This is a genomic window from Streptococcus pluranimalium (genome assembly GCF_002953735.1).
Classification (GTDB): Bacteria; Bacillota; Bacilli; order Lactobacillales; family Streptococcaceae; genus Streptococcus; species Streptococcus pluranimalium.
In genome coordinates this window covers 1232331-1256519 of the sequence record NZ_CP025536.1, presented here as the reverse complement: position 1 = coordinate 1256519, position 24189 = coordinate 1232331, and the positions used below count along the sequence as shown (strand labels likewise).

The 24189-nt window shown below is 43.4% G+C and carries 31 protein-coding genes; 24 read left to right on the top strand and 7 right to left on the bottom strand.

The window, feature by feature from the left end; genetic code table 11:
• Positions 1–261 precede the first annotated feature (261 nt).
• The 5 genes from C0J00_RS10560 to C0J00_RS06420 are packed head-to-tail and all read right to left on the bottom strand — an operon-like array spanning position 262 to position 3142.
• The gene (locus C0J00_RS10560) at positions 262–555 is read right to left on the bottom strand and encodes a DUF5960 family protein (RefSeq protein WP_104968096.1); all 294 of its coding nucleotides are present in this window, start codon (positions 553–555) and stop codon (positions 262–264) included.
• Positions 542–910: a hypothetical protein gene (locus tag C0J00_RS06430; RefSeq protein WP_104968095.1), complete on the bottom strand. Its 369-nt coding sequence runs from the start codon at positions 908–910 to the stop codon at positions 542–544. Before C0J00_RS06430 ends, C0J00_RS10560 begins: the two co-directional genes overlap by 14 nt.
• Positions 907–2322: a Y-family DNA polymerase gene (locus C0J00_RS06425; RefSeq protein WP_104968856.1), complete on the bottom strand. Its 1416-nt coding sequence runs from the start codon at positions 2320–2322 to the stop codon at positions 907–909. Before C0J00_RS06425 ends, C0J00_RS06430 begins: the two co-directional genes overlap by 4 nt.
• A 5-nt stretch (positions 2323–2327) precedes the next feature.
• Positions 2328–2462 carry a hypothetical protein gene (locus tag C0J00_RS10630; RefSeq protein WP_265575271.1) on the bottom strand — a complete coding sequence of 45 codons (135 nt, stop codon included), beginning with the start codon at positions 2460–2462 and terminating at the stop codon, positions 2328–2330.
• 2 nt (positions 2463–2464) lie between these two features.
• On the bottom strand, positions 2465–3142 hold the full coding sequence (locus tag C0J00_RS06420) for an XRE family transcriptional regulator (protein WP_104968094.1): 678 nt from the start codon (positions 3140–3142) through the stop codon (positions 2465–2467).
• Positions 3143–3229: 87 nt separating this feature from the next.
• On the opposite strand from C0J00_RS06420, the gene C0J00_RS06415 reads away from it, so the two are divergent.
• The 15 genes from C0J00_RS06415 to C0J00_RS06350 all read left to right on the top strand — a co-directional run bounded on the left by C0J00_RS06415 (position 3230) and on the right by C0J00_RS06350 (position 17694).
• Positions 3230–5029, top strand: coding sequence for an ImmA/IrrE family metallo-endopeptidase (locus tag C0J00_RS06415; protein WP_104968093.1), 1800 nt, complete (start codon positions 3230–3232; stop codon positions 5027–5029).
• Positions 5030–5176: 147 nt separating this feature from the next.
• Positions 5177–5698, top strand: a complete 522-nt coding sequence (locus C0J00_RS06410) for a DUF7768 domain-containing protein (RefSeq protein ID WP_233995829.1) — start codon at positions 5177–5179, stop codon at positions 5696–5698.
• Between the two features lie 12 nt (positions 5699–5710).
• A complete protein-coding gene (locus C0J00_RS06405) occupies positions 5711–6031 on the top strand; it encodes an rRNA biogenesis protein rrp5 (RefSeq protein WP_104968091.1) in 321 nt (106 codons plus the stop codon).
• On the top strand, positions 6015–7157 hold the full coding sequence (locus C0J00_RS06400) for a DUF2800 domain-containing protein (RefSeq protein WP_104968090.1): 1143 nt from the start codon (positions 6015–6017) through the stop codon (positions 7155–7157). The genes C0J00_RS06405 and C0J00_RS06400 overlap by 17 nt, the downstream gene beginning before the upstream one ends.
• Before the next feature lies 1 nt (position 7158).
• Positions 7159–7692 carry a DUF2815 family protein gene (locus tag C0J00_RS06395; protein ID WP_104968089.1) on the top strand — a complete coding sequence of 178 codons (534 nt, stop codon included), beginning with the start codon at positions 7159–7161 and terminating at the stop codon, positions 7690–7692.
• Between the two features lie 43 nt (positions 7693–7735).
• Complete coding sequence (locus C0J00_RS06390) at positions 7736–9673, top strand: DNA polymerase (protein ID WP_104968088.1); 1938 nt, start codon at positions 7736–7738, stop codon at positions 9671–9673.
• A gap of 9 nt (positions 9674–9682) precedes the next feature.
• On the top strand, positions 9683–12043 hold the full coding sequence (locus tag C0J00_RS06385; RefSeq protein WP_199773957.1) for a virulence-associated E family protein: 2361 nt from the start codon (positions 9683–9685) through the stop codon (positions 12041–12043).
• Between the two features lie 249 nt (positions 12044–12292).
• Positions 12293–12574, top strand: a complete 282-nt coding sequence (locus tag C0J00_RS06380; RefSeq protein ID WP_104968087.1) for a VRR-NUC domain-containing protein — start codon at positions 12293–12295, stop codon at positions 12572–12574.
• Positions 12555–13895 (top strand): SNF2-related protein, encoded by a 1341-nt coding sequence (locus tag C0J00_RS06375; protein ID WP_104968086.1) that lies wholly within the window; start codon positions 12555–12557, stop codon positions 13893–13895. Before C0J00_RS06380 ends, C0J00_RS06375 begins: the two co-directional genes overlap by 20 nt.
• 1 nt (position 13896) lies before the next feature.
• Positions 13897–14388 (top strand): hypothetical protein, encoded by a 492-nt coding sequence (locus C0J00_RS06370; RefSeq protein ID WP_104968085.1) that lies wholly within the window; start codon positions 13897–13899, stop codon positions 14386–14388.
• Between the two features lie 8 nt (positions 14389–14396).
• Positions 14397–14747 carry a type II toxin-antitoxin system PemK/MazF family toxin gene (locus C0J00_RS06365; RefSeq protein ID WP_104968084.1) on the top strand — a complete coding sequence of 117 codons (351 nt, stop codon included), beginning with the start codon at positions 14397–14399 and terminating at the stop codon, positions 14745–14747.
• A gap of 514 nt (positions 14748–15261) precedes the next feature.
• Entirely contained in the window at positions 15262–15744 is a 483-nt protein-coding gene (gene tenpIN, locus C0J00_RS06360; protein ID WP_104968083.1) for a type III toxin-antitoxin system TenpIN family toxin, read from the top strand.
• Between the two features lie 237 nt (positions 15745–15981).
• Complete coding sequence (gene metK / locus C0J00_RS06355; protein ID WP_104968082.1) at positions 15982–17019, top strand: methionine adenosyltransferase; 1038 nt, start codon at positions 15982–15984, stop codon at positions 17017–17019.
• Between the two features lie 89 nt (positions 17020–17108).
• Positions 17109–17279, top strand: a complete 171-nt coding sequence (locus tag C0J00_RS10490; RefSeq protein ID WP_177216649.1) for a DUF6900 domain-containing protein — start codon at positions 17109–17111, stop codon at positions 17277–17279.
• A gap of 49 nt (positions 17280–17328) precedes the next feature.
• Positions 17329–17694: an HNH endonuclease gene (locus C0J00_RS06350; RefSeq protein ID WP_104968081.1), complete on the top strand. Its 366-nt coding sequence runs from the start codon at positions 17329–17331 to the stop codon at positions 17692–17694.
• Positions 17695–17716: 22 nt separating this feature from the next.
• On the opposite strand, the gene C0J00_RS06345 is transcribed toward C0J00_RS06350, so the two are convergent.
• A complete protein-coding gene (locus C0J00_RS06345) occupies positions 17717–17989 on the bottom strand; it encodes a type II toxin-antitoxin system RelE/ParE family toxin (RefSeq protein ID WP_104968080.1) in 273 nt (90 codons plus the stop codon).
• Between the two features lie 2 nt (positions 17990–17991).
• On the bottom strand, positions 17992–18273 hold the full coding sequence (locus C0J00_RS06340; protein WP_104968079.1) for a type II toxin-antitoxin system RelB/DinJ family antitoxin: 282 nt from the start codon (positions 18271–18273) through the stop codon (positions 17992–17994).
• Positions 18274–18639: 366 nt separating this feature from the next.
• Between C0J00_RS06340 and C0J00_RS06335 the strand changes: the two genes are divergently transcribed.
• The 9 genes from C0J00_RS06335 (at position 18640) to C0J00_RS06295 (ending at position 24157) form a co-directional block, all read left to right on the top strand.
• Positions 18640–19056, top strand: coding sequence for a hypothetical protein (locus C0J00_RS06335; protein WP_104968078.1), 417 nt, complete (start codon positions 18640–18642; stop codon positions 19054–19056).
• Positions 19057–19067: 11 nt separating this feature from the next.
• The gene (locus C0J00_RS06330) at positions 19068–20351 is read left to right on the top strand and encodes a site-specific DNA-methyltransferase (protein WP_104968077.1); all 1284 of its coding nucleotides are present in this window, start codon (positions 19068–19070) and stop codon (positions 20349–20351) included.
• Positions 20352–20411: 60 nt separating this feature from the next.
• Positions 20412–20675: a hypothetical protein gene (locus C0J00_RS06325; protein ID WP_104968076.1), complete on the top strand. Its 264-nt coding sequence runs from the start codon at positions 20412–20414 to the stop codon at positions 20673–20675.
• Positions 20675–20881 carry a DUF4314 domain-containing protein gene (locus C0J00_RS06320; protein ID WP_104968075.1) on the top strand — a complete coding sequence of 69 codons (207 nt, stop codon included), beginning with the start codon at positions 20675–20677 and terminating at the stop codon, positions 20879–20881. The genes C0J00_RS06325 and C0J00_RS06320 overlap by 1 nt, the downstream gene beginning before the upstream one ends.
• Before the next feature lie 59 nt (positions 20882–20940).
• A complete protein-coding gene (locus C0J00_RS06315) occupies positions 20941–21414 on the top strand; it encodes a phage terminase small subunit P27 family (RefSeq protein ID WP_104968074.1) in 474 nt (157 codons plus the stop codon).
• Positions 21411–23003: a terminase large subunit gene (locus C0J00_RS06310; RefSeq protein ID WP_104968073.1), complete on the top strand. Its 1593-nt coding sequence runs from the start codon at positions 21411–21413 to the stop codon at positions 23001–23003. The genes C0J00_RS06315 and C0J00_RS06310 overlap by 4 nt, the downstream gene beginning before the upstream one ends.
• Positions 23004–23054: 51 nt before the next feature.
• On the top strand, positions 23055–23309 hold the full coding sequence (locus C0J00_RS06305; protein ID WP_104968072.1) for a type II toxin-antitoxin system Phd/YefM family antitoxin: 255 nt from the start codon (positions 23055–23057) through the stop codon (positions 23307–23309).
• The gene (locus C0J00_RS06300; RefSeq protein WP_104968071.1) at positions 23306–23677 is read left to right on the top strand and encodes a type II toxin-antitoxin system death-on-curing family toxin; all 372 of its coding nucleotides are present in this window, start codon (positions 23306–23308) and stop codon (positions 23675–23677) included. Before C0J00_RS06305 ends, C0J00_RS06300 begins: the two co-directional genes overlap by 4 nt.
• A gap of 135 nt (positions 23678–23812) precedes the next feature.
• Positions 23813–24157: a hypothetical protein gene (locus tag C0J00_RS06295; protein ID WP_104968070.1), complete on the top strand. Its 345-nt coding sequence runs from the start codon at positions 23813–23815 to the stop codon at positions 24155–24157.
• Positions 24158–24189 lie beyond the last annotated feature (32 nt).

The window sequence follows — 24189 nt, the reverse complement described above, 5'->3', positions numbered from 1 at the left end:
CAATCGGGTGCGATCATTGAAAATAATGTTATGCTTCAAAAGGGATATTAACAGGAAATATACAACTAAAGGACGCTTTAACTGAGCAACGGAAAAAGCCAAATTTCTCAATTGATGTTGAGAAATTTGGAGAATTTTTATAGAAAAACAAATTGAATCAAGAAAAAAAAGAATACAAAGATAGTCTTTGATGCAATTGTAATTATTGAAAAATACAGTCACCAATTTTCGTCAATATGAAAAGGAGCGTACTGCTCCTTTTTAGTTTATAGAGTAAACGGTCTTTAGGTAAACATATTTTCTGATGAGCTTATTGTTCTCGATAGGCTCAACGCTGAATAGAAAGTAGTGATCACGATTGTCTTTGGAATTTTCTTTGTTTAGCTTGAAGTATGGCTTTTGAGATTTGGCCATACTTCGCATGATGTCATCCGTTAGGAAAGTCAGAGGGGTATTCAGAGCAGAATAACGATAGAAATCAGTTTCAAATCTCTGATAGCTTTCACTAAAGTAGTCCATCTGTAGCTCATTTTTATGAAATTCAAGCTGATTCATGGAACATCTCCTCTACTGGTTCAATACTAAGGATATCAGATAGTTGGATGTTGACGTGGCCTTCTGAGGTACGAACAATGACATGTTCCTTTGTAATTGATGGTATTTTGCCAGTAAAATATCCTATTCTATTGTTATCTCTTACTTGTAGGCGCGTGACTAACTGGTTTGCATAGACTTGACTTAGAAGAAGTAGCTTTTGTTCAAGGCTAAGGTCACTTAGGAAAGTAATCTTGTGCATATCTTCAGAAAGGGCACTAGTGTGCTCGGATAAGAAAAAACCCATCCATTTTTGCATTTTGCGATCTTGGTAATGTCTCGCTGATTCAAATGGTAAATATGAGCGATCAATCATTTTAGTCCCTCCAAACCACCTGCAGAGTGGCCTCCTATTAGTTTACTACGAGCAATATTTCTGGAACTGTCCAAAAGGGCAGTTCCTTTTTGGACAGCAAGAAAACCAAAACGGTCACGAATGTTATCAATGGTACTCTGTATTTTTTCTTCTTTCTCAATGGTTTCGACATCATCGAAAAGGGAAATTAGAGAATAGTTCTCGTCCACAAAGCCATCGTAGCGTACGGCAATGCTGCGAACTGCTCCTGAAGTGTACTTGCTTCTAAAAAGTTTAAGGACAGTATCTTTGAGCATCCGAGTGCTGTTGGTTGGCTCTATTCGTGTTTGGGTATTGATGGCTTTCTTCAGCTCTGTCCTTGAGTATCCCACCTGGATAGCAACATTAGTTGTTTTCTTATGAGCCCGTCTCAGCCTTATGGCCACTTGCTCGGCCATTTCTGTTAGCACAAGTTCAATATCAGATTGCTTGATGTAATCACGAGGCAGGACTTGTGAGTTGCCCAGCCCTTTTGATTTTGGTTTATAGGGCTCATGGACATTACTTTCATCGACGCCGTTAGCATGAAACCAAAGCTGTACGCCATTTATTCCAAACTCTTTCTGAAGAATATCAGGGTTAACGTTAGCCAAATCTTTGATTGAAAATATACCTAGTTTATGGAGTCGTTTCTCAGTACGATGACCAATACCCCAAAAATCAGTCATTGGAGAGATAGCCCAAACCTTGTTTTCAATATCATCGTAGGACCAGTTGGCCCTCATAGTTGGAGATTTTTTTGCATCATTATCAAGAGCTAGTTTTGCAAGGAGCGGGTTAGCATTGCTCATGCCAACGGTAGAGTAGATACCCGTTTCCTTCCAGATGTCATGTTGGATTTTAGCTGATATTAGGTCAAGTTTTTCCTTACGAGAAAGTTTTTTATCCTTTACAAAATAATTCAATGATGAGGTCAGATCGATAAAGCCTTCGTCTATTGAGTAGGGGAGAATGTCTTCTCTGGCCGCAAAATTCAAAAGGATATTTTGGATTTGGATATTGACTTCAATGTATTTATCCATGCGTGGTGGAACAATCAAGGTTCGTCTAGCCCAATGTTCAATAAAATCAATATACTTAGGAGTGATTTCTAACCCTTGTTTTTGAGCATTATAGCGGCTAAATTTTCTTGTCTTGATGTCAAAAGGGAGGTCGTAGGACCTGCCAACATTAGCCTTGCCAAAAACATTTTTGAACATGGGTGATGAGGCCAGTATCAATCCTTCAGAGTTGTCGGCTCTACTCATGACGCAGAGAGAAGTGGTCAATGGATTGAGGCCACGGCTGACGCATTCCACACTAGCGTAGAATGATTTCATATCGAAAAATGCAATATCGGACGTAGGCTCTTTTGAGTAATCAATAAAGCCCATAGCCATCACCTCTCTTTGAGTTTTTGTAACTCTTGGAGCAGGGTTGTGACATGGTCTGTCACGTCATACTCTTTTAGAAACGGGGTGATGAAAATTCGGTCCCCCTTAATGTAAATCATTTCTTCAATCTTGCTGGTCATATTTAACCTCCTACAATGGGCATGAAGTGGCCAATAATTTTTCCAACAATTCTTGGATTATCCTCGGCTGGCGCAAACTTATCTGGATATGAGTCATTGATGGAAACGAGGCGATAACCATTTTCTTCAAGATATACTTTCTTGATGTATACCTCGTCATTCCAGGCAATGGCGTAGACTGCACCATTGTAGTCAAATCCTCCTTCACGTATGAGGGCAACTTCCCCATCTTGGTAGACAGGTTCCATAGAGTGTCCATCAATCCATGTCGCCACATCGTAGAGGTACTCTTTATCTGTGAAGACTTCTTTTGTCTCGTATTCATCCCAAAAATCATTACCATGACCAGCTGATAGAGCAACATTGTCAAGCACTTGAACAGAGAAGAGTGGTACAACTTTTTGTTTCATAAGAAGGTCATAAGTGAGTTCATCGACCTTCCTTTTATTGGTCTTGTTTAGCTGTTTATAAAGAGCGAGGTGAGGATGTTCCTCATATAATTCTTGAATATCAATTTCCAAGAGATGAGCAAGTTTCTCTAAGTGTTTTTTATTTGGTACAGCTTTCCCAGTTTCCCATGAAGACAGAGCTGACCTGGTAATACCTAGTTCATTTGCAATAGCAGTCTGGGAAAGATTTTTTTCTTGTCGATGTTCTTTGAGTTTTATTGGTGAGAACATGGTCTCTCCTCCTTGTCAAATTATAACTTGACAAAATTATACCATAGGCTATAATTAGAATCAAGAGAAAAGAAAGGCAGGTTTGTCATGCCGATTGAAAAGTTTATTATAGACCATTGTTCAAAAGAGGTTATTGGTGATATTAAACGTCTAATGGGGGAGGATAAGTCCCTTTTTTCAGTGACCTCTACCCCAGGATTAAATAAAGTCCATGATATTATTTACCAGAGTGCAGGTGTCATTTCGGTTCACCCACGGTTAAAGACTTCAAATTTAATTTTGCTCCATATTAGTTTACAAGTAGACTCAGAAGGATGTTTTGGATTTGATGGCTATGATGATTGGTGTCAAGTGTCTTCAGAGATCACCCTTGACTACTATTTATCATTTCAGAACTCTGGTAGCTATGAATTACTTTTTGTAGACGCTAGAGCAGGGATAAAAGATAATTATGATGAAACGAATTCTTTGAGGAAAGATTTGATCCCTTATATTTCGTCCGCTCGTTATGATAATGAGGCTGAGATATTCCTTCGAGAAGTTTATCCAGAAGCTCTTGACCAGCCTATGCCAATAAATGCTTTTGACGTGGCATTACGCTTGAAACTAGATGCTAAGCCGTATCGTTTTGATAGCTGTGACCAAATCTTAGGTAGAACTTATTTTGATAAGGTAAAAGATGAAGAGGTAGATGGGGGAGTTATTGCTGAAGGAACGGTCTTGTATGATACCAATCATGGTAATACGGGCCGATTGAACAATACGATTATTCACGAATGCTTCCATTGGTACAAGCATCGTCATTATTTTTCCTTAAAGAAATTATTGGATTCTGCTGAAGAGGTCTATGGTGATGAGTCAAGTGCGACGCTTTGGCTAGAGAGACAGGCTAAAGCTGTCACTCCACGAATCTTAATGCCCAAAGAGATGTTTCTGAAGAAAGCTCAATCCCTTTTGAATGAGCGGTTTGTCGAGGCTAACGGACCTTATTTGCTCATGCTCCAGGAAACAATTTCTGATTTAGCAGACTTTTTTCAAGTATCTCGCCAGTCTGCAAAAATTCGTCTGGTCGAGTTAGGTTTTAAAGAGGCAAGAGGTGTTTTGGAATTCGTTGATGGCGGATATCTCCCACCTTATACCATTGGGGACATGGAGCTGAAGAACAATCAGACCTTTTCGATTTCTCTTGCGGAGCTGGAGAGGTTGATGGAGGAGGACGAGTCATTTGCTAAGGTGTTACGGTCAGGCCTCTATGTTTACATTGAGTCTCACCTAGTTATGAACCTACCTCGATTTGTGACCAAGGATCTGAGCGGGGATTTAGTTCTGACAGACTATGCCCGGTACCACTTGGATGAGTGTGCTCTGCTCTTTGAGTATCATCGTTTAGGCGGTGAACAGAAGGAAATCTCTTATCAAGATTTTGTCTTGAACCGTTCCCAGTTTAGCAATATCTCCTTTGAGTTGGTCTATCACAATGGCTATGAAAACTCGACTAAGGAAAAGCAGGAACAGGCTCTCCTTAAACAGTTGGAAGAGGAAGATGCGATTTATAACAAGCTCTCTAATGATTTTGAAGCGTCCATGCAGGTTGTCAAAAAATGGAGGCAGGTGACCTATAAGGAAATCGGAGAAGAACTCTATTTCTCAGAGAAGCAGATTAGTCGCCTCTTCAAAGGGGATGGTAGTTTGGAGTTGTTTATTCTTATCTGCGTCTATCTGAATCTACCGCCCAGTATCTCCATGCACTTACTAGAGAAGTCTAAGTGGAAATTAGATCCTGGAAACATTACCCATCGTCGCTATCAGCTGGTACTACATACCTTACACAGTCAATCAGTAGGCCAAGTCAAGGAATTTTTAGAAAAAGTTGGTGTTACCATCTAGTAAAACGGACATGCTCGTGTCCGTTTTTTTGTGTTTTTAGAGCTGTGTATATCAGTAAAAGAGTGGGAACCCAGGATGTTATAGGCAATTACAAGGGGACACCAACATGTCCGTTTTGGGTTTTGGATTTGGCTATATACTAGTCTTGTGAGTTGGAGATGGCCATCACTAGTAACTCCAAAAATTTTTAGAACGGATAACCAATCAATGAAAACAGTCTTTATTTGTTCGCCTTATCGAGGGCGAGTTACTGAAAACGAGAAGAAGGCAAGAGGCTATTGTCGCCAGGCGACCAAGCAAGGATTTACACCTCTCGCCTCCCATCTTCTGTTTCCCCAGTTCCTAGATGATAATAACCCTGATGACCGCATCAAAGGACTGACCATGAGTCGTGAAGTCCTAAAGCGGTGTGATGAAATTTGGGTTTTTGGTCCAGTCATCTCTAAAGGCATGAACTACGAAATCACAGCCGCAAAAGAATATGGCATTCCTTTTCGCCTCTTTCATGAGAATGGGCAAGCCATTAATCCGAGAACCATGGACATTGATGATCGGGTAGAGCGGAACTTTGCCCTTCATTGTAGTGGTCATAATGTGGTTTATGCTGAAGATGGACACAGCCGCTTGCGGGAAAAAGAGTCTTCATTTTGGGACAAGGTATTTGGATAAGGAGGGCTACCTATGGGAAATATGAAACAATTGAGCCTAGTCATTGGTCACTTAAGAAATCTGGCAGACAGTTTAGAAGACTTGTGTCAGGGAGTGGAACATGTCACTCCAGAATCTGTTGAAGCTACTGAACCCAAAGAAACAAAACAAGTAGTAGAAGAGCCAACTGTTACCGTTGCGATTGAGGACATCAGAAAGGTTCTAGCCGAGAAATCGCAGGCCGGTAAAACTGAAAAGGTTAGGGAACTCTTGCAGCGGTATGGGGCGAACAAGCTCTCAGAAGTTGAGGTGAATCAATACCCTAGCCTCCTTGATGATGCGAAAGGACTCTAGTATGACAGATAAACAACACGCCCTCTTATCAGCATCATCTAGCCACCGCTGGTTGACTGTACCACCGATAGCTCGCTTGGAGGAGTTCTTTGAGCATCCGACTAGCCCTGCAGCTCAGGAAGGAACATTGGCTCATGCGCTTGCGGAACATAAACTACGTTTAGCTCTGGGAGAGGATAGTCAGCTACCTGAAGGGGATATTGATCCCGATATGGATATGCATACGGATGATTATGTGGCCTATATCAGTGATGAGATGACCCAGGCTAAACAAGTTACCTCTGACCCCATCTTTATTATCGAACAACGGGTTGATTTCTCCAACTATGTTCCAGAAGGGTTTGGGACGGCAGATGTCATTATCGTGGCCGACAAGAGTCTCCATGTCATTGACTTTAAGTATGGCAAAGGTGTTCTGGTTGATAGTGAGAACAATTCCCAGATGCGACTCTATGCCCTTGGAGCTTTGGAGCTCTTTGATGCCCTCTATGATATTTCGGAGATAAAGATGACCATCTTTCAGCCTCGTAAAGGTAATGTCTCCACCAATATAATGACTCGACAGGAGTTATTGGAGTGGGCAGAAGAGGTGGTGAAGCCACAAGCAGAGTTGGCTTTTAAGGGAGAAGGGGAAATCACCTATGGTCCCTGGTGTCAATTCTCCCCTTGTAATGCTGTGCTACGTGCTCGTCATGACTGGCATCAAAATTTGCATCAGTACCAGTTGGCCTCGCCCTATTTATTAACGGATGCAGAGATTGAAGCCATCCTACCTCATGTGGATGATTTGGCAAAATGGGCCACGGAGGTCAAGGATTATGCGACCAAGGTGGCTCTAGAGTCAGGAAAGAACTGGTTAGGCTTTAAGTTGGTTCAGGGCAGGAGTAACCGTAAGTTTAGTGATGACAAAGCAGTTATTGAAGCTGCGGAAAAAGAAGGAGTTACGGATATCTATTCCCAGTCCCTTGTGTCTTTAACGGAATTGGAAAAGCGTCTCGGCAAGAAAGAATTTAACCGGGTATTCGGTCACCTTGTGACCAAACCAAAGGGCAAGGTCAGCCTTGTCCCTGATACAGATAAACGTCAAGCACTCTCAAGTGCTACAGAAGATTTTGGAGGAAATTAAGATGTCAAAAGAAACAAAAGTGATTATTGCAGGTCGTCTCTCGTATGTGAACATTTGGGAGCCACAATCCATCAATGGGTCTGAACCCAAGTATTCAGTCTCTCTGATTATTCCAAAGAGTGATACAGCGACCCTCAATAAAATTAAGCAGGCCATTGAAGTGGCTAAACAAGAAGCCATTTCAAAATTTGGTGGGAAGATTCCAGCCAACCTCAAACTCCCTCTTCGTGATGGGGACATTGACCGACCAGATGATGAAGCTTACCAGAATAGCTATTTCATCAACTGCAACTCTAAACAAAAACCGCAGGTGGTCGATAGCCAGGTTCAACCGATTCTTGACCAGACGGAAGTCTATTCAGGTTGTTATGGTCGAGTATCTGTGACCTTCTATGGCTTTAACTCAAACGGTAATCGAGGCGTTGCGGCAGGGCTTGGTAATGTTCAAAAACTCCGTGATGGTGATGCTCTTGGTGGTCGTATGCGAGCGGAGGATGAGTTTTCAACCTTATCCGATGATGATTTTCTAGCCTAATGGCGAGGGGGCTTTGTCCCCACTTACTTAAAAAGGAGGCCTTATGACCGTCTTGTCTTTAGACATTGAAACCTATTCCGATGTGGACTTGCTTAAGTCTGGTGTTTACCGCTATGTGGATAGCCCTCAATTTGAAGTATTGCTTGTAGCTTATGCGATTGATGATGGGCCTGTGACAGTCGTGGATATTGCTTGTGGTGAGGAACTGCCAATTCCTATTCGGGAGATGTTAGGGGATGAGGCGGTCATTAAGTCAGCTTTCAACGCTAATTTTGAGCGAGTTTGCTTGTCTAAGTGGTTTCAGGAATCCTATTCTCCCTCATCTTGGCAATGTACCGCAGTTCAAGCCGCATCCCTTGCTTTGCCTCAGACCCTTGCCTTGGTGGGACGGACACTCAATATCAGTCACCAGAAGTTAGAAGAAGGCAAGGACCTTATTCGCACCTTCTGTGTGCCTTGTCGGCCGACGAAGGCAAATGGCATGAGAGAACGCAATCACCCTCATCATTTACCAGACTTATGGCAGGATTTTAAAGCTTATTGCCAGCGTGATGTGGAGGCAGAGCGAGACATACGAGAGAAACTTTCTCGGTTCCCCCTTTCTCAATTAGAACAGGCTTACTATGCCCTGGATCAAACCATCAATGATAGAGGGGTTCGGGTGGATCTAGCATTAGTTAATCAAGCCATTGCCTGTGACTTGGCTTATAAAGACCAAGTGACGACTAGAGCCTATGAATTATCAGGTCTTGAGAATCCCAACTCAGTTGCACAGGTTAAAGAGTGGCTAGAAATAAGAGGCGTCTTTATGGACTCACTCAATAAGAAATCCATTCAAACGCAGATGAAGGAGGAGGATGGTGAGGTGCTTGAGATGTTAAAACTTCGCCTCTTATTATCAAAGACCTCCGTCAAAAAATACCAGGCGATTGAACGCTGCGTCACCCATGCAGGACGAGTTCATGGTCTCTTGCAGTTTTATGGGGCTAACCGTACAGGCCGCTGGGCTGGTCGCTTGGTCCAGGTTCAAAACCTCCCTCAGAACAAATTAGCGGACCTAGATCTGGCGAGAACCTTGGTCAAAGAAGGAGCCTTTGAAACCCTAGATATTCTCTATGAGAATGTTCCCAATGTTCTCTCTGAGTTGATTCGAACAGCCTTTATTCCCAAAGAAGGTCACCAGTTTGTGGTTGCGGACTATGCGGCCATTGAAGCTAGAGTTCTTGCCTGGTTATCAGGTGAGGACTGGCGGCTACAGGTGTTTGAAGAAGGTGGTGATATCTACTGTGCTTCTGCCAGTGCTATGTTCGGCATACCCGTTGAAAAGCACGGCCTCAATAGCCACTTGAGACAGAAAGGAAAGATTGCGGAGCTGGCACTCGGTTATGGTGGTTCAGTTGGTGCACTCACCGCTATGGGAGCACTTGATATGGGTATGGAGGAGGATGAGCTCCAACCGCTAGTCACGCAATGGCGACAAGCTAATCCACACATTGTGGCCTTTTGGTGGGCCATTGACCAGGCTGCCAAAGAGGTCTTAAAGACCAAGCAGATCCAGCACCTCTATGGCTTGACCTTCTCTTATGAGGCAGGGATATTCTTTATCACCCTACCATCGGGGCGACGGTTGTCTTATGTGAAGCCTAGGTTAGAACTGAACGCCTTTAGGAAACTAGGTATGACCTACGAGGGCATTGGCGACAATAAGAAATGGACACGGATTGATACCTATGGTCCAAAGTTAGTGGAAAACATTGTCCAGGCCATTGCTCGTGACCTCTTGGCACACGGCATGTTGGTTTTGGCTCAAGCAGGCTTTTCAATTGTCTTGCATGTTCATGACGAAGCGGTGGTTGAAGTACCGACAGAAACAGTTGATGTTCAAAAGGTCTGTGACCTCCTTGCGACGAAACCAAAATGGGCAGAAGGATTGCCATTGCGAGCAGATGGCTATGCCTGTGATTTTTACCAGAAAGATTAAGGAGAAGAAATGGCGTTACATATTTCATTGGGAAACAAACGAACAGATAAGGTTTGGACGCAAACAACCTACAGCTTTGAGCAATTCGAAGCTCGGATTGCGACGACCATTCGCACGGCAGAAACCGTAGCGGAGTATGCGTCCTTGCCAAAGTCCAAGCAAGATGACATCAAGGATGTCGGAGGCTTTGTCTTGGGCAGACTCAAGGACGGCAGACGCAAGAAGGATGCGGTGATTAGTCGCTCTGCTCTTACCCTTGATATGGACTTTGCGACGGTAGGGATTGTGGATGAGTTGGAGCTCTTATTTGACAACAAGGCTTACCTCTATTCTACCCATAAGCACAGTCCGCAAAAACCTCGTTTACGACTCATCATTCCCCTATCAAGGGAAGTGAGTGCCGAGGAATACCAAGCGGTTAGTCGAAAAGTTGCCGAGGATATTGGCATTGAGCTCTTTGACGATACAACCTATGAGCCAAGTCGGCTTATGTACTGGCCATCGACATCACAGGATGGAGAATTTGTTTTTCACAAATTGGCTGGAGAGCTCCTTAATCCAGACCAGGTGCTCTCTCGCTATACCAACTGGAAGGACACCAAGTCTTGGCCAGTTTCCAGTCGCCAGACCAAGCTGATGGAGCGGGCCATTAAGCGACAAGCTGACCCTCTAGAAAAGACAGGATTGATTGGAGCTTTTAACCGAGCCTATCCCATCACGGCTGCCATCGCAACTTACCTCTCTGATATCTATCAACCCTCTAGCTATCCTGGGCGTTACGACTACGTCCATGCGACCACCAGTGGTGGTGTTGTCATCTATGAGGATAAGTTTGCCTATAGTCATCATGCCACTGACCCTTACGGAGGGAGGCTATTGTCCAGCTTTGACTTGGTGCGACTCCACCTCTTTGGGGATCGAGACGATGAGGGACAAAAGGACACCAGTAAGCAGCCCTCGTTTAAGGCCATGCAGGACTTGGTGTTAAAAGACGACCTTACCAAAGAGCTACTTGCCAAAGAGCGTCTCGAGCAAGCGAGTTTGGAGTTTCAAGATGACCCTAACTGGCAGGCTCAGCTGGAGTTGGACAAGACAGGAAAGGTCAAAGACACCCTCTCCAATATCGCAACCATTATTCGCTATGACCCTAACCTCCAGAACATCGTCTACAACGAGTTCAAGCACATCATCGATGTCAAAGGATCCTTGCCTTGGAAGCAGGTCAAGGGCGGTTGGAACGACTCTGACCTTGCCAATGCCAAGCTCTATTTTGAGCGGGTTTATGGCATCTGGTCACCAACTAAGTTCAAGGATGCTCTCCTTGCGGTGGTGACCGCAGAGCGAACCTACCATCCAATCAAGGAATACCTAGAACCTTTGGTCTGGGATGGCGTTGAGCGGATTGAGCACCTGCTCATTGATTACATGGGGGCTAAGGACACTCCCTACACACGAGCAGTTATGAGAAAGACTATGGTCGCAGCTATTGCTCGCATCTATGAACCAGGCATCAAGTTTGATTCTATCTTGGTATTGAACGGTCCGCAAGGGCTAGGAAAGTCCACCTTCTTTTTGAAGCTTGGCGGTAGCTGGTTTTCGGATTCTCTAGCTATCTCTGATATGAGGGATAAGACAGCTGCAGAGAAGCTCCAAGGTTACTGGATTTTAGAAATCTCTGAGATGACCGGGATTAAAAAGACCGATGTGGAGACGGTTAAGTCCTTTGTGACCAGGCAGGATGACAAGTTCCGCCAAGCCTATGGGGTCAACGTGGAAAGTCACCCAAGAACCTGTGTGATAGTAGGATCGACCAACTCTGAAGGTGGATTCTTGCGAGATGTGACAGGTAACCGTCGCTTTTGGCCAGTACAGGTGACCAAGGATAGCAAAAAGAAACCGTGGCAGATGTCAGATATCGACCAGTTGTGGGCAGAGGCCAAGACCTACTATCAGGAAGGTGAAGCCCTATATCTCACAGGTAGCGTGGCCAAAGAAGCGGTGCAGGAGCAACAGGCGGCTATGGAATCCGATGATAGAGAGGGTATTGTAGCTGATTACCTCAATACACTATTACCAGATAATTGGTCTCAGATGGACCTCTATGAGCGTCGAACCTTTATGTCTGGAGGCGAGTTTGGCAAGAGCAGTCAAGGGACAGTCACTAGGGAGCGGGTCTGCATTATGGAAATCTGGTGCGAGTGCTTTGGCAAGGAACGCCAGAATTTGAAAAAGATTGACTCCTATGAAATTGAAGGGATTTTGAATAAAATTGGCGGTTGGACCAAGTACACAGGAAATGCGACAGGCAAGATGAAGTTTGCCCTCTATGGGACACAGCGAGCGTTTGTCAGGTTGCCAGTAGGCAACTAAGTGCTCTTGTTTTTAAGGGAAAGAGGTTTCCCAAGGTAGCCAATAAAACCGTTAGGCAACCTTGTTGGCAACCATCAAAGTCCTTTGTCTGATATGGTTTTCTAAGTCCTTGGTTTCCTTAGTTGCCTATTCTTCTAATAGAGTAATGGTAATGATAAGAAAAAGGGGTTATCGGACACCTGTACGCGCGTATAGGATTTCAACCCCTTTGGCAACCGCCATAGGCAACTGATGATGTGAGGTGAGAAGATGCGAGAAAAAGTTGTGGAAGAGGCATTGGTCAAAGCCGTTAAATGTCGAGGTGGCTTGGCTCTGAAGTTGACGTCACCCTCTTGGGTTGGCATCCCAGACAGGCTGGTACTTTTGCCTCAAGGTAGGCTGGGATTTGTGGAAGTGAAGGCTCCTGGAAAAGTGCCTCGACCTTTACAGGTTAGAAGATTAGAGCAGTTGAAGAACTTGGGCTTTAAGGTTTATGTTTTAGATAGCTTAGAAAAAATTGAAGGAGTATTGGATGACCTACAAACCACATGATTACCAAACCTATGCGACAGAATTCATCAAGAGTCACTCAACTGCTTGTCTCATGCTTGAGATGGGACTTGGGAAAACGGTGATTACCTTGACGGCTCTTTGGGATTTAATTTTAGATTCTTTCGAGGTCAGACGGGTTCTTATCATTGCACCTCTTCGAGTGGCAGAACACACCTGGCAGGAAGAGTTAAAGAAGTGGGAACACTTATCAGGACTAACCCTATCAGTGGTAGTCGGTTCAGACAAAGAACGCAGAGCTGCACTCAGGAAACCTGCCTTTCTTTATACTCTCAATCGAGAGAATGTGGTTTGGTTGATTGACAATAAGCTCTTTGACTTTGACATGGTGATTATTGATGAGCTTTCTAGTTTTAAGTCTTATCAATCCAAACGCTTTAAAGCCTTACGACGTGTACAGGCCAGCACCAAACGGATGGTGGGATTGACAGGAACACCTGGTAACCTCATGGACCTCTTTTCTGAGATTGGTATCTTAGATGGTGGTAAGCGGTTGGGACGATTTATCACAGGGTTTCGAGACCAGTATTTTTTACCAGATAAGCGTAATGGGCAAGTAGTCTTTTCTTACAAACCCAAAGAGGGAGCAGAAGATGCCATCTATGACCGCATTTCTGATATGACGATTTCGATGAAGGCTCTCGATTACCTCCAAATGCCAGAACGAATTGACCATGAGGTACTGGTCGAGATGAATCTTAAAGAAAAAGAACTCTACCAGACCTTCAAACAAGAATTGGTCGTGTCACTAAAAGACCAAGTCATTGATGCCATCAATAGTGCTAGCCTATCTAATAAACTTTTGCAGCTGGCTAATGGTTCGGTCTATGGAGAGGAAGGAGCTGTTCTTCCCTTTCATGATAAGAAACTGGAGATCTTGGAAGAAATGGTGGAAGCCATGCAGGGTAAGCCTCTTCTTGTAGCTTACTGGTTCAAACATGATTTAAAGCGCCTCAAGGAGAGATTTAAAGAAGCTAGAACTATTTCCTCTAGTCAGGCGATTACGGATTGGAATAATGGGAAGATTAGTATTGGTCTTATTCATCCAGCTAGTTCTGGACATGGCCTTAACCTTCAAGCTGGAGGTTCCACTATCTGTTGGTTTGGCTTGACCTGGTCCTTGGAACTTTACCAACAATTAAATGCTAGGCTCTGGAGACAGGGTCAAAAAGAAACAGTGATCATTCATCACCTCATCACTAAGGGAACGATTGATGAGGAGGTCATGAAACGCTTAAAAACAAAAACGATCACTCAAGACCACATCATTGAGGCAGTCAGGGTGTCTTTGAAAGGAGGATAAGATGTCAGAAGCAGAACGCTTGTTTATGAACTATGAGGTTATGCAAAAGGAAGTGAGATTATTGCGTCATCAGTTGGAAAACTTTGTCGGTATCACAGAAGAAGAGATGATTGAGACCATGGTCTTTGGTGGGCAAAGTGATGAGCCAAAGGTAACCATGACTAAACGTTATGACCGAACAGAGACCATTGCCTTATCCTTCAGGGAAAAGACTGCGGCAGCCAATCGAGAACTCTATCAGTTTTTGTCTGATAGATACTTAAAACTGATCCAGGACATGGCTTTCTTTGAGACAGCAGTTAAGCAGCTGCCAGAGGAATTATCAGAGTTTGTGACAGCACTTGTGATTGAGTCTAAAACTTGGGATGATGTGGTCGAAATCTGTCATATCAGCCGATCCAGTATCAGCTATTGGAAGAAGAAAGCTATTAGAGAGTTAGACATTATCTATCAACTGAAGCAGAAGCAACTGGAAGACTATTTATTGAGTTAGGAGGATTTATGTGTAGAAGAGGCGATATCTATTATGTGAACTTTAGTAATTTGGAAGGTAGCCATTATCAGCAAGGGAGACGACCAGCCTTAATCGTCAGCAATGACCTGGCCAATCTCCATTCTCATCTGGTGACAGTTATTCCTTTGACCAGTCAGGTTAAAAAGAAGAAGGAGTTACCCACTCATGTGTTTTTACCACAAGGTGTTATTAAAGGACTCAAACGGTCTAGCCTTGTTTTAGCCGAGCAAGTGAGCACCATTGATAAAGGGTTGTTGGAAGAAAAGATTGCTTGCGTATGGGATAAGAACTGGTTGAATAAGATTGACCAGGCATTAAAAGTACAGCTTGGTTTGTGATAACAATCTTAAGTTGAATCCCTTATGAAGATAGTGTATAATGGAGACATAGATGAGCAGTCGGCTCATGGTCAATCTGATATTAATCTTGGACACAAGGGCCAAGCGGGTGGCGGACACCAAAACTAAATCCGATATCAATCCTGGATACAAGGGCCAGGCGGGTGGCAGACACCAAAATAAACCGACTAGATGAATAGGCAACTTTCAGAGTTGCCTTTCATTTTGTTTAGAGAAGAGGATAACTGAACTGATATTTCTTTGTGAAATCAATAAAAAAAATGGTGCTTTTTATTGATTTTGTAGTCTTCCTAGTGTATAATTAAGGTGTAGATAATCAATCTGCCATCGCACGATGAGACGAGTGACGGTTCTGACTCGTCGGTAAAATAAAAATTGACCGAGTGATGAGACGAGTGACGGTTCTGACTCGTCGGTAAAATAAAAATTGACCGAGCGATGTCAATAAATCAAGAGAGCTAACTAGCTCTCTTGTCTTGTTTAAGGGTAAAAAATGAGTGATTTTGATTTTCAACTGTATCGGCTGAGTCCACAGTTTTATCTTGACTATACACGTAGCCAGTTTCCTGAAATTTTGAGAAAGTATGACAGACCTTATAGTTGTTTTGTGTTTGAGATAAGTGCAGGTGTTTTTATCTGTATTCCTTATAGGTCTAATATCTCCCATCAGAGTGCTCATCTGTTTAGCCAATCTGCTAGGTCGCAGCAAAGCAGGTCCGGTTTAGATTTCTCCAAACTAGTAGTTGTTCAAAATTTAGACTATCTCGAAGATGAACCGGCTCCTTTAGTGGATCAAGATGAATATCGAGAGACAGTTCAAAATATTGATGAGATTGCACAAAAGGTGATTGATTATATACAGAATTATATAAATCATCATAGTGGTCAAAATAGGCTGCATCACAGAGATTATCAACGTCGTTACGGTTTTTCAACGTTACCATATTTCGAACACATGTTGTCAAATATTTTTTAATCAAAACGATTATAGTCCAACAATTTGGTTGGACTTTTTTTATTTTGTCAAGTAAAAACCAGAAATTTGGACTAAGTTTGTACTACCTTTGTACTAGGTTTAGACTGGGTTTGAACCAACTTTGAACTAAGTTTGTACTGACTTTTCATTTTATAGGTGGTATACTTATGATGTCAAAAAATATAGAAACGAGCCTGACCCTCTTGTAAGGGTTGGGCTTTTTGCATGGAGGAAGCTATGTTAGTAACTAGTGAACAGGTGTCGCATGGACACCCAGATAAAATCTGCGACCAAATCTCAGATGCCATTGTCACAGCTTGTTTGGCTCAAGATAAACACAGTCGAGTGGCGGTAGAAACCCTCATCAAGGATCACCATGTTGTGGTTGCAGGTGAGGTAACGACTTCCGCAATCTTTGATGTGGAAGCTCTGGTTCTTGAAGTGGTTAAGCCGCTTGGCATGACGGATGTTTGTGTCACGAACCTCATTGGGCTTCAAAGCCGAGACATTGCACAAGGTGTTGATACTGGTGGTGCAGGAGACCAAGGTCTCATGTTTGGTTATGCGACAGATGAAACCCCTGAATATTTACCCTTGCCTTTTGTTCTTGCGACTCGGGTGTTGGAAGAGTTAAAATCACTTAATCATCCTTTGCTTTTATTTGATGCCAAGGCTCAAGTCACCTATGATTACGAGCGAAAACGAATCAAGACTTTCTTGGTCTCAATCCAACATCCGAATTTCACAACTCGAAAGCAAGTCAAAGCTATTGTCAAAGAGGTGATGGTTAAGGTTGCTAAACACTACAAACAGAATACTGATTTCAAGGTGTTGATTAACCCAACAGGTCGCTTTGTTCTTGGTGGTTCTTATGCGGATGCAGGTGTTACAGGTCGTAAAATCATTGCGGATACCTACGGAGGTTTCTGTCGTCATGGCGGTGGAGCTTTCTCTGGGAAAGACCCAAGCAAGGTTGACCGCTCAGCTAGCTACATGGCACGGAAGATTGCCAAGGACATTGTCCGTGAAGGTTATGCCAAACGTTGCGAGGTTCAACTAGCCTATGCGATTGGGTTGAAGAAGCCTATGTCCATTGCGGTGGATACCTTTGGAACAAGTTCTTATTCAGATGATAGTCTAGTTAAAATGATTGAACTACGCTATGACTTGACGCCACAAGGAATCATTAAGGAGTTGAAGCTTCTTGATGTCGACTATCGAAAGACCGCAACCTATGGGCATTTCGGGAAGAAAAACCTTCCTTGGGAACTGTAAAAAAACTTTGACTATCTCGCAAATAAGACTGGATATATGTTGGCACCTACGGTAATATACACTTACCAAAACAAAAGGAGAACAACCACATGAAAACCCAAATGGAAAAAGACTTATTCGGAATCATCTTTAAGAACTTCGGACGCTCCGATTTGGAAACAAGAAACAGCGACAACGAGGATTTCCTAGATGTATCGGTTTGGACCTTGAAGGCAGCCCTTGAAGAAGCCTACAAGGCAGGACAAGACAGCAAGAAATAACAAGGAGCCTTACCGAAGGGTAGGGCTTTTCTTGTGGAAGGAGTATCACATGCCCCAAAGACCTAGCACCCCTTGTAAACATAACCGTTGCCCAAAGTTAGTCAGCTATGGAAACAAGTATTGCGAGGAGCACAGACCCTTGGTTCAGCTTGATACGAGGAGCACTAAGGAAAAAGGATACACCAGTCAATGGCGGACAGCTCGACTACGTTTTCTCAAAGTCAATCCACTCTGTCGTCATTGTCAGGAGCAGAGGAAACTGGTCAAAGCAACTGTGGTGGATCATATCGTTCCCCACCGAGGTGACCAAGATCTCTTCTGGGACCAATCCAATTGGCAACCCTTATGTAAGTCATGTCATGATAGAAAGACACAAACCGTTGATAGAGATATTGAGTACGGCTATCGATTCTAAAAAAAAAGCCACCGATAGGTGACTAAAATAAATCCGAGTGAGAACCTGTCCGTGATGCGGTAAGAATTAACTGACCCTTATCAATGGCGTAAACTAAAAGCCAGTCAGGTTCAATGTGACATTCACGAAAACCGATGTAGTTTCCAACTAAGGCGTGATCACGGTGCTTTGGGTCTAGCGTTTGCTCCTTAAGAAGACAGTCAAGGACAGCTTCTAATTTGCTCAATGCAAGACCACGTTTCTTGATACGTTTGAGGTCTTTTTTAAACTGATTGGTGGTTACTAAGGTTAACATGCCTACTCCTCATCAAGAGATGAAAAGAGCTCGGAAACACTATTGTAACGCTCAGCCTTGGTGGTTCCTGCCATGATCTGACGAGCCTCTTTAATAGCAGCTTCTGTCTCTTGGTTATAGCGAGGTTGTTTAATTTGAAAAGGAAATCCACCTTCCATGATGGACGTGTTTAGAAAGATGTTGATAGCATCTGTTACTGAAATACCAAAACTATTAAAGAGAGCTTCAGCTTGGGATTTAGTTGCGGGTTCAATACGTAGATTAATGTTTGCTGTTTTTGCCATAGGATATTCCTCCGTTTTCTTTTAATGTACCACAAAAGTTAAACAAATGCAACCAAATTGATAGAGGGTCCTACATTTAGAGAGGACTTTCATTCCTTTGTATTGCTTTTGGTTCTGTGGGGGTAGGGGGGATAAAATCTCTAAACCCCTTGTCCCAAAAGACCGTGGCCCCCTCAAACGTGCATTTTCGCAAATTAAGGAGGAGGGGACACCGAACGAGATGTTTTTGGCGTTTCCAGCTATAGCTTTATCATGTTTTTGAGGTGGGGCTGTTTCGTTTTATGGTTTTAGAAACGCCTAAAAATACGAGAAAAATGATGAGAAATAGGTCTATTTTAGGCCTTTTTTTATTTCGGAGGTAAACGAATGAACGAAAGCCAGCGACGACAGATATGGCAGCTACGGCATAAAGGTATGGGTTATGGAGCTATTGCACGCACCGTGAACCTCAGTCGTGATGCAGTAAAAAAATATTGTGGTCGAAATCCTGAATTAAAAGGTCTGGGGGAGCTAGTAAAAGAGAACCTTAATGAAGGTGGCGGGTCATATTGCAAAACTTGTCATCAGGTTTTGGTTCACAAACCTACTGGTCGCCCTAAAAAGTTTTGTTCAGACAGGTGTCGTAAAGTGTGGTGGGAAGTCCACAAAGATGACCATGATAAAACAAGGATAGCTTACCATGAATTGACTTGCCAAAAATGTGACGGGTCTTTTTTAGCTTATGCCAATCCAGGAAGAAAATTTTGTAGCCACTCTTGTTACATTCAATCAAGATTTTATTAAGGAGAAAACCAATGAGTAACCAACCAAATATGGAGATTAAAGAACTCCCTCTAACTAGCCTCCAGCCAGCAGGCTATAATCCACGGAAAAAGCTGAAGAAGGGCGATAAGGAATACGAGAAAATCAAACAGTCCTTATTGAAGTTCGGCTATGTGGACCCCATCATTGTAAACAAAGATTTGACTGTCATTGGTGGTCATCAGAGACTGACAGTCCTTAAAGACCTCAAGTATGAAACAGCCAAGTGTGTTATTGTCGACCTGCCAAAGGAAGATGAGAAGGCTCTGAACATTGCCCTCAATAAAATCACAGGTCAGTGGGATGACCAACTCCTTGCGGATTTGCTTTTGGATTTGCAGGAGTCGGATTTCAATCTTGACTTGACTGGTTTTGAAGCTCCAGAGATTGATGACATCTTATCCAATATCCATGACAAGGACCTAAAGGAAGATGACTTTGATGTGGAGGAGGAGCTGAAGAAACCAACGGTCGCAAAACTGGGAGACGTCTGGCACTTAGGGAAACATCGAGTCATTTGTGGTGACTCTACCAAGGCAGAGACATATAGTGCTCTCCTTGGGGATAAGAAGGCTAACCTAGTCGTCACCGATCCCCCCTACAATGTGGATGTCGAGGAGACGGCAGGTAAGATTCTCAACGACAACATGTCTGATAGTGATTTTTACCAGTTTCTTCTAGCCATGTTTACTCAGGTGGAGCAGCACATGGAGTCCGATGCCTCCATCTATGTTTTCCATGCGGATACAGAAGGCCTCAATTTCAGAAAGGCCTTCAAGGATGCAGGTTTCTATCTGAGTGGTTGTTGTGTCTGGAAGAAGAACTCACTTGTACTTGGACGCAGTCCTTACCAGTGGCAACATGAACCCTGCCTCTTTGGTTGGAAACAAAAGGGTAAGCACCAATGGTTCTCTGACAGAAAGCAGACCACCATTTGGGAGTATGACCGACCAAAATCTAGTAAAGACCACCCAACCATGAAGCCTATTCAACTTATGGCCTATCCAATCCAAAACTCATCTATGCGAGGCACGCTTGTTCTAGATCCATTCCTGGGTTCAGGATCAACCCTTCTGGCCTCGGACCAAACAGGTCGGGTGTGCTATGGTATCGAACTAGATGAGAAGTTTGTGGATGTCATTGTCCGCCGCTACATGGAGGCAACAGGAGATACAGCCATCACCGTTAATCGTGACGATGCAATTCTCACCTATGAGCAGGCGGTTCAATCTATGCAGCGGATGAGTAAATCTTTTTTAAATAATAGCGAAAATTGACTGGATATTTGAGAACTTCTACGGTAATATGTGTCTAACAAAACCAAAGGAGAGAACCCAATGACCAAAAATGAACTGAATGAAATCCTTGATATCTGTTACATCCACCTGATGGTGATGAAGCAACATTTGTCAAAAACAAGTGAGTTCAACTTAGACCCAATCAATCAGGACAACCTAGAGCAGATTAATGATTTGCTTGAAGATATTGAAAATGGCATCAAGGATGGAGGACTTCCTGAATTGGTAGTAAGGTACATTTCCGATGATACGGAAGGTTTATGGACTGAAATTGAACCACAGTTTAAGAAGGTAGGAGCTTAATGATAAATGTAGATAAAATCAAGAAACGGTATCCAGTAGGTACACGGGTTCGCTTAGTCATGATGGAAGACCCATTTGCCCCTCCGATTGGGACATTGGGTACGGTTAAGGGAGTGGATGATATTGGGTCGCTCCTTGTAGAGTGGGACAATGGAAGTAGTCTTAATGTCCTATATGGTGTAGACCAAGTAGCACTAGTTTCTTAAATAATAGGTATGAGGCTTCACAAGGAGGCCTTTTCTCTTGTCCCGAAGGAGGTGATCATGTGGCACAAAGAGGACGCAAACCAAAACCAACTCCCTTAAAACTCTTAGAGGGGAATCCAGGCAAACGCCCTCTGCCACAAGGGGAAGTCAGACCGCCCTCTAAGGCTCCACGTTGCCCTCCGTGGCTGGAAGAGGATGCCAAGAAGGAATGGAAGCGGATGGGCAAGATTTTGGAAGGGATGGGACTATTAACAGAAATGGACATGACTGCTTTTGCAGGTTACTGTCAGGCTTATGCACGCTGGAAAGAAGCGGAAGAGTTTCTGTCCAAGCATGGTTCCATAATCAAAACACCCAATGGCTACCTGCAACAAGTACCTCAAGTCTCCATCAGTCAGACCAACCTCAAGATTATGCTTAAATTCTGTGAACAGTTTGGTTTGACACCGTCTGCTAGGACTCGTCTTTCCTCCATTGGAGAAGGAGGGGGAACAGGAGATGAGATGGAAGATTTGTTAGGAGGGCGGCTATGACCTATCACTATCAACCAAGTCCCTTTATGCTTGAAACCTCTCACTATGATAAGGCGAAAGCAGACAGGGCAGTTACCTTTATACAGAACCTCTGCCATACCAAGGGGAAGTGGGCAGGCAAGAAGTTTACTCTTCTCCCCTGGCAGGAACAGATTGTCCGAGACATCTTTGGGATTGTGAAGGAAGATGGGAATCGTCAGTTCCTGACGGCTTATGTGGAAATACCCAAAAAGAATGGCAAAAGTGAATTGGCAGCTGCCATTGCCCTTTACCTTCTTTATGCGGATAATGAGGCCAGTGCTGAAGTGTATGGGGCGGCCTGTGACCGAAACCAAGCCTCTATCGTCTTTGATGTGGCTAAACAGATGGTTCTCATGAGTAAGGCACTTGATAAGCGTTCAAAGGTTATGGGGGCAACAAAGAGGATTGTCAATTACACCAATGCAGGCTTTTATCAGGTGCTTTCTGCAGAGACTGGAACCAAGCATGGTCTGAACGTTTCAGGACTTGTCTTTGATGAAATCCATGCCCAACCCAATCGTCATCTCTATGATGTACTGACCAAGGGGTCTGGTGATGCCAGGGAACAACCTCTATTTTTTATCATCACTACCGCAGGTAACGATAAGAATTCCATTTGTTATGAACTCCATACCAAGGCTCTGGACATCTTAAACGGTCGAAAGAAAGACACCAGTTTCTATCCAGTAGTTTATGGACTTTCTGATGAAGAGGATTGGAATGACGAAGCCAACTGGCTTAAAGCCAATCCGTCCCTTGGCCACACCATTGGTTTGGATCGAGTTCGTGAAGCCTACCAAAATGCCCTCGAAAACCCTGCGGAAGAGAATGTTTTTAAGCAGCTTCGACTCAATATGTGGGTTAGCTCAACGGTGACTTGGTTACCTGAACATATCTATGACAAGGGCAGTAGTCCCATTGATATGGAGAGCCTCAAGGGGCGAGAGTGTTTTGCGGGTCTGGATTTATCCAGCACCTCAGATATTACCGCCTTTGTCCTAGTCTTTCCACCAAGGCATGATGATGAACCTTACATTGTCTTGCCCTATTTTTGGCTACCTGAAGATAGCCTTCAGTTGCGTTGTAGGCGTGACCATGTTCTTTATGATGTGTGGGAACACCAAGGTTACCTCAAAACGACGGAAGGGAATGTGGTTCATTATGGTTTCATTGAAGCCTTCATCGAGGAACTCTCGACCGTTTACCATATCAGAGAGATTGCTTATGACCGCTGGAATGCGACTCAAATGGTACAAAACTTAGAAGGCATGGGATTGACTCTTGTTCCATTTGGGCAAGGTTATAAGGACATGAGTCCCCCATCAAAAGAACTCTTCAAGCTCATGATGGAAGGCAAAGTCCAACATGGTGGTCACCCGGTTCTCAAGTGGATGGGACAGAATGTGGTCATGCGACAGGACCCAGCAGGGAATATCAAGCCTGATAAGGAGAAGTCGATTGAAAAGATTGACGGCATTGTTGCTCTTATCATGGGACTTGACCGCTGTATCCGACATCAAGGACAAGGAAATTCAGTCTATGATGAAAGAGGAATTTTGAGTTTTTAGGTTGAATTTATCCTAAAAAATGATAAAATGGAGAAAAGGAGGTTGTTTACTATGCAAATCAATCTAGAAAATCTTGTCTCCATTTCTGAGGCTAATCAGAACTTCTCAAAAATCGCTCGATTAGTAGATGCGAATGGTACAGCTGTCATTCTAAAAAATAATGTTCCAAAATATGTCTTGGTGGATTATCAAACACTCCTTGAGCAACAAGATAAAGAATCGACTATTTCTGATGATACTTTAGATTCGGTAGCTAATTCCATTCTCTCCCGGCATTTAGATGCTTTCAAGGAGTTGGCTAAATGAAGCGACTAACAGATGATCACATCATAAGGCTGCATTCTCAGCTGATTGGGGCCACTGGTGGATTAGATGGTGTTAAGGATCGGGGGCTTATTTCATCCTCATTAGCATCTGCTTTTTCTACTTACTTTGGTGTGGAAAAATATTCTACCCTTGAGGAAAAAGCTGCAAGACTTTGTTATTCACTTGTAAAGAATCATGCCTTTCTTGACGGAAATAAACGTATTGGTGTGTTTGCTATGCTAGTTTTTCTAGAAATAAATGGCATTGTTCTCGAGGTTACAGATGATGAATTGGTTTGGCTAGGTCTAGGGTTGGCAGATGGTCAATTAGATTATGAGCAAGTTCTAGAATTTATTAGAAATCATTAAGAGGCATCTCCAATTGGAGGTGTTTTTGTATTCAAAATGCTCAAAATTATAGTTGAATAGTATCGGAAAATAGACTTGATAATAGTTTGCTTCTACGGTAATATGTGACTACAAAAACAAAAGGAGCACTTGAACATGGCCACAAAAGCACGCATCGGAATCTTAACAACAACCAAAATCGCCAAGACCATCGAGGTAGCCTACGAAGGCTACCCAGAGTACACAGGCGAGTTGCTTAAGGCAGCCTTTAAAACGCCAAAGCAAGTGAGAGCACTAATTGAAAAAGGCGACATCATTCAACTTGAAGCCAACCTTTCAGACATTGAACAAGATGAAGTGATGGGAACAGCCCAAATCCACCGATTTGTCGGAGACCTTAGCACCCTTGCAAACGACACCTTTGCGGAATACATCTACCTTTACCAAGAAGCGACCAAGACCTGGCACTTGTTAGAAGAAGGAGCGTTACAGCCGCTTTAAGAAAATGAATACATCAACCAAGCATCTCCAAG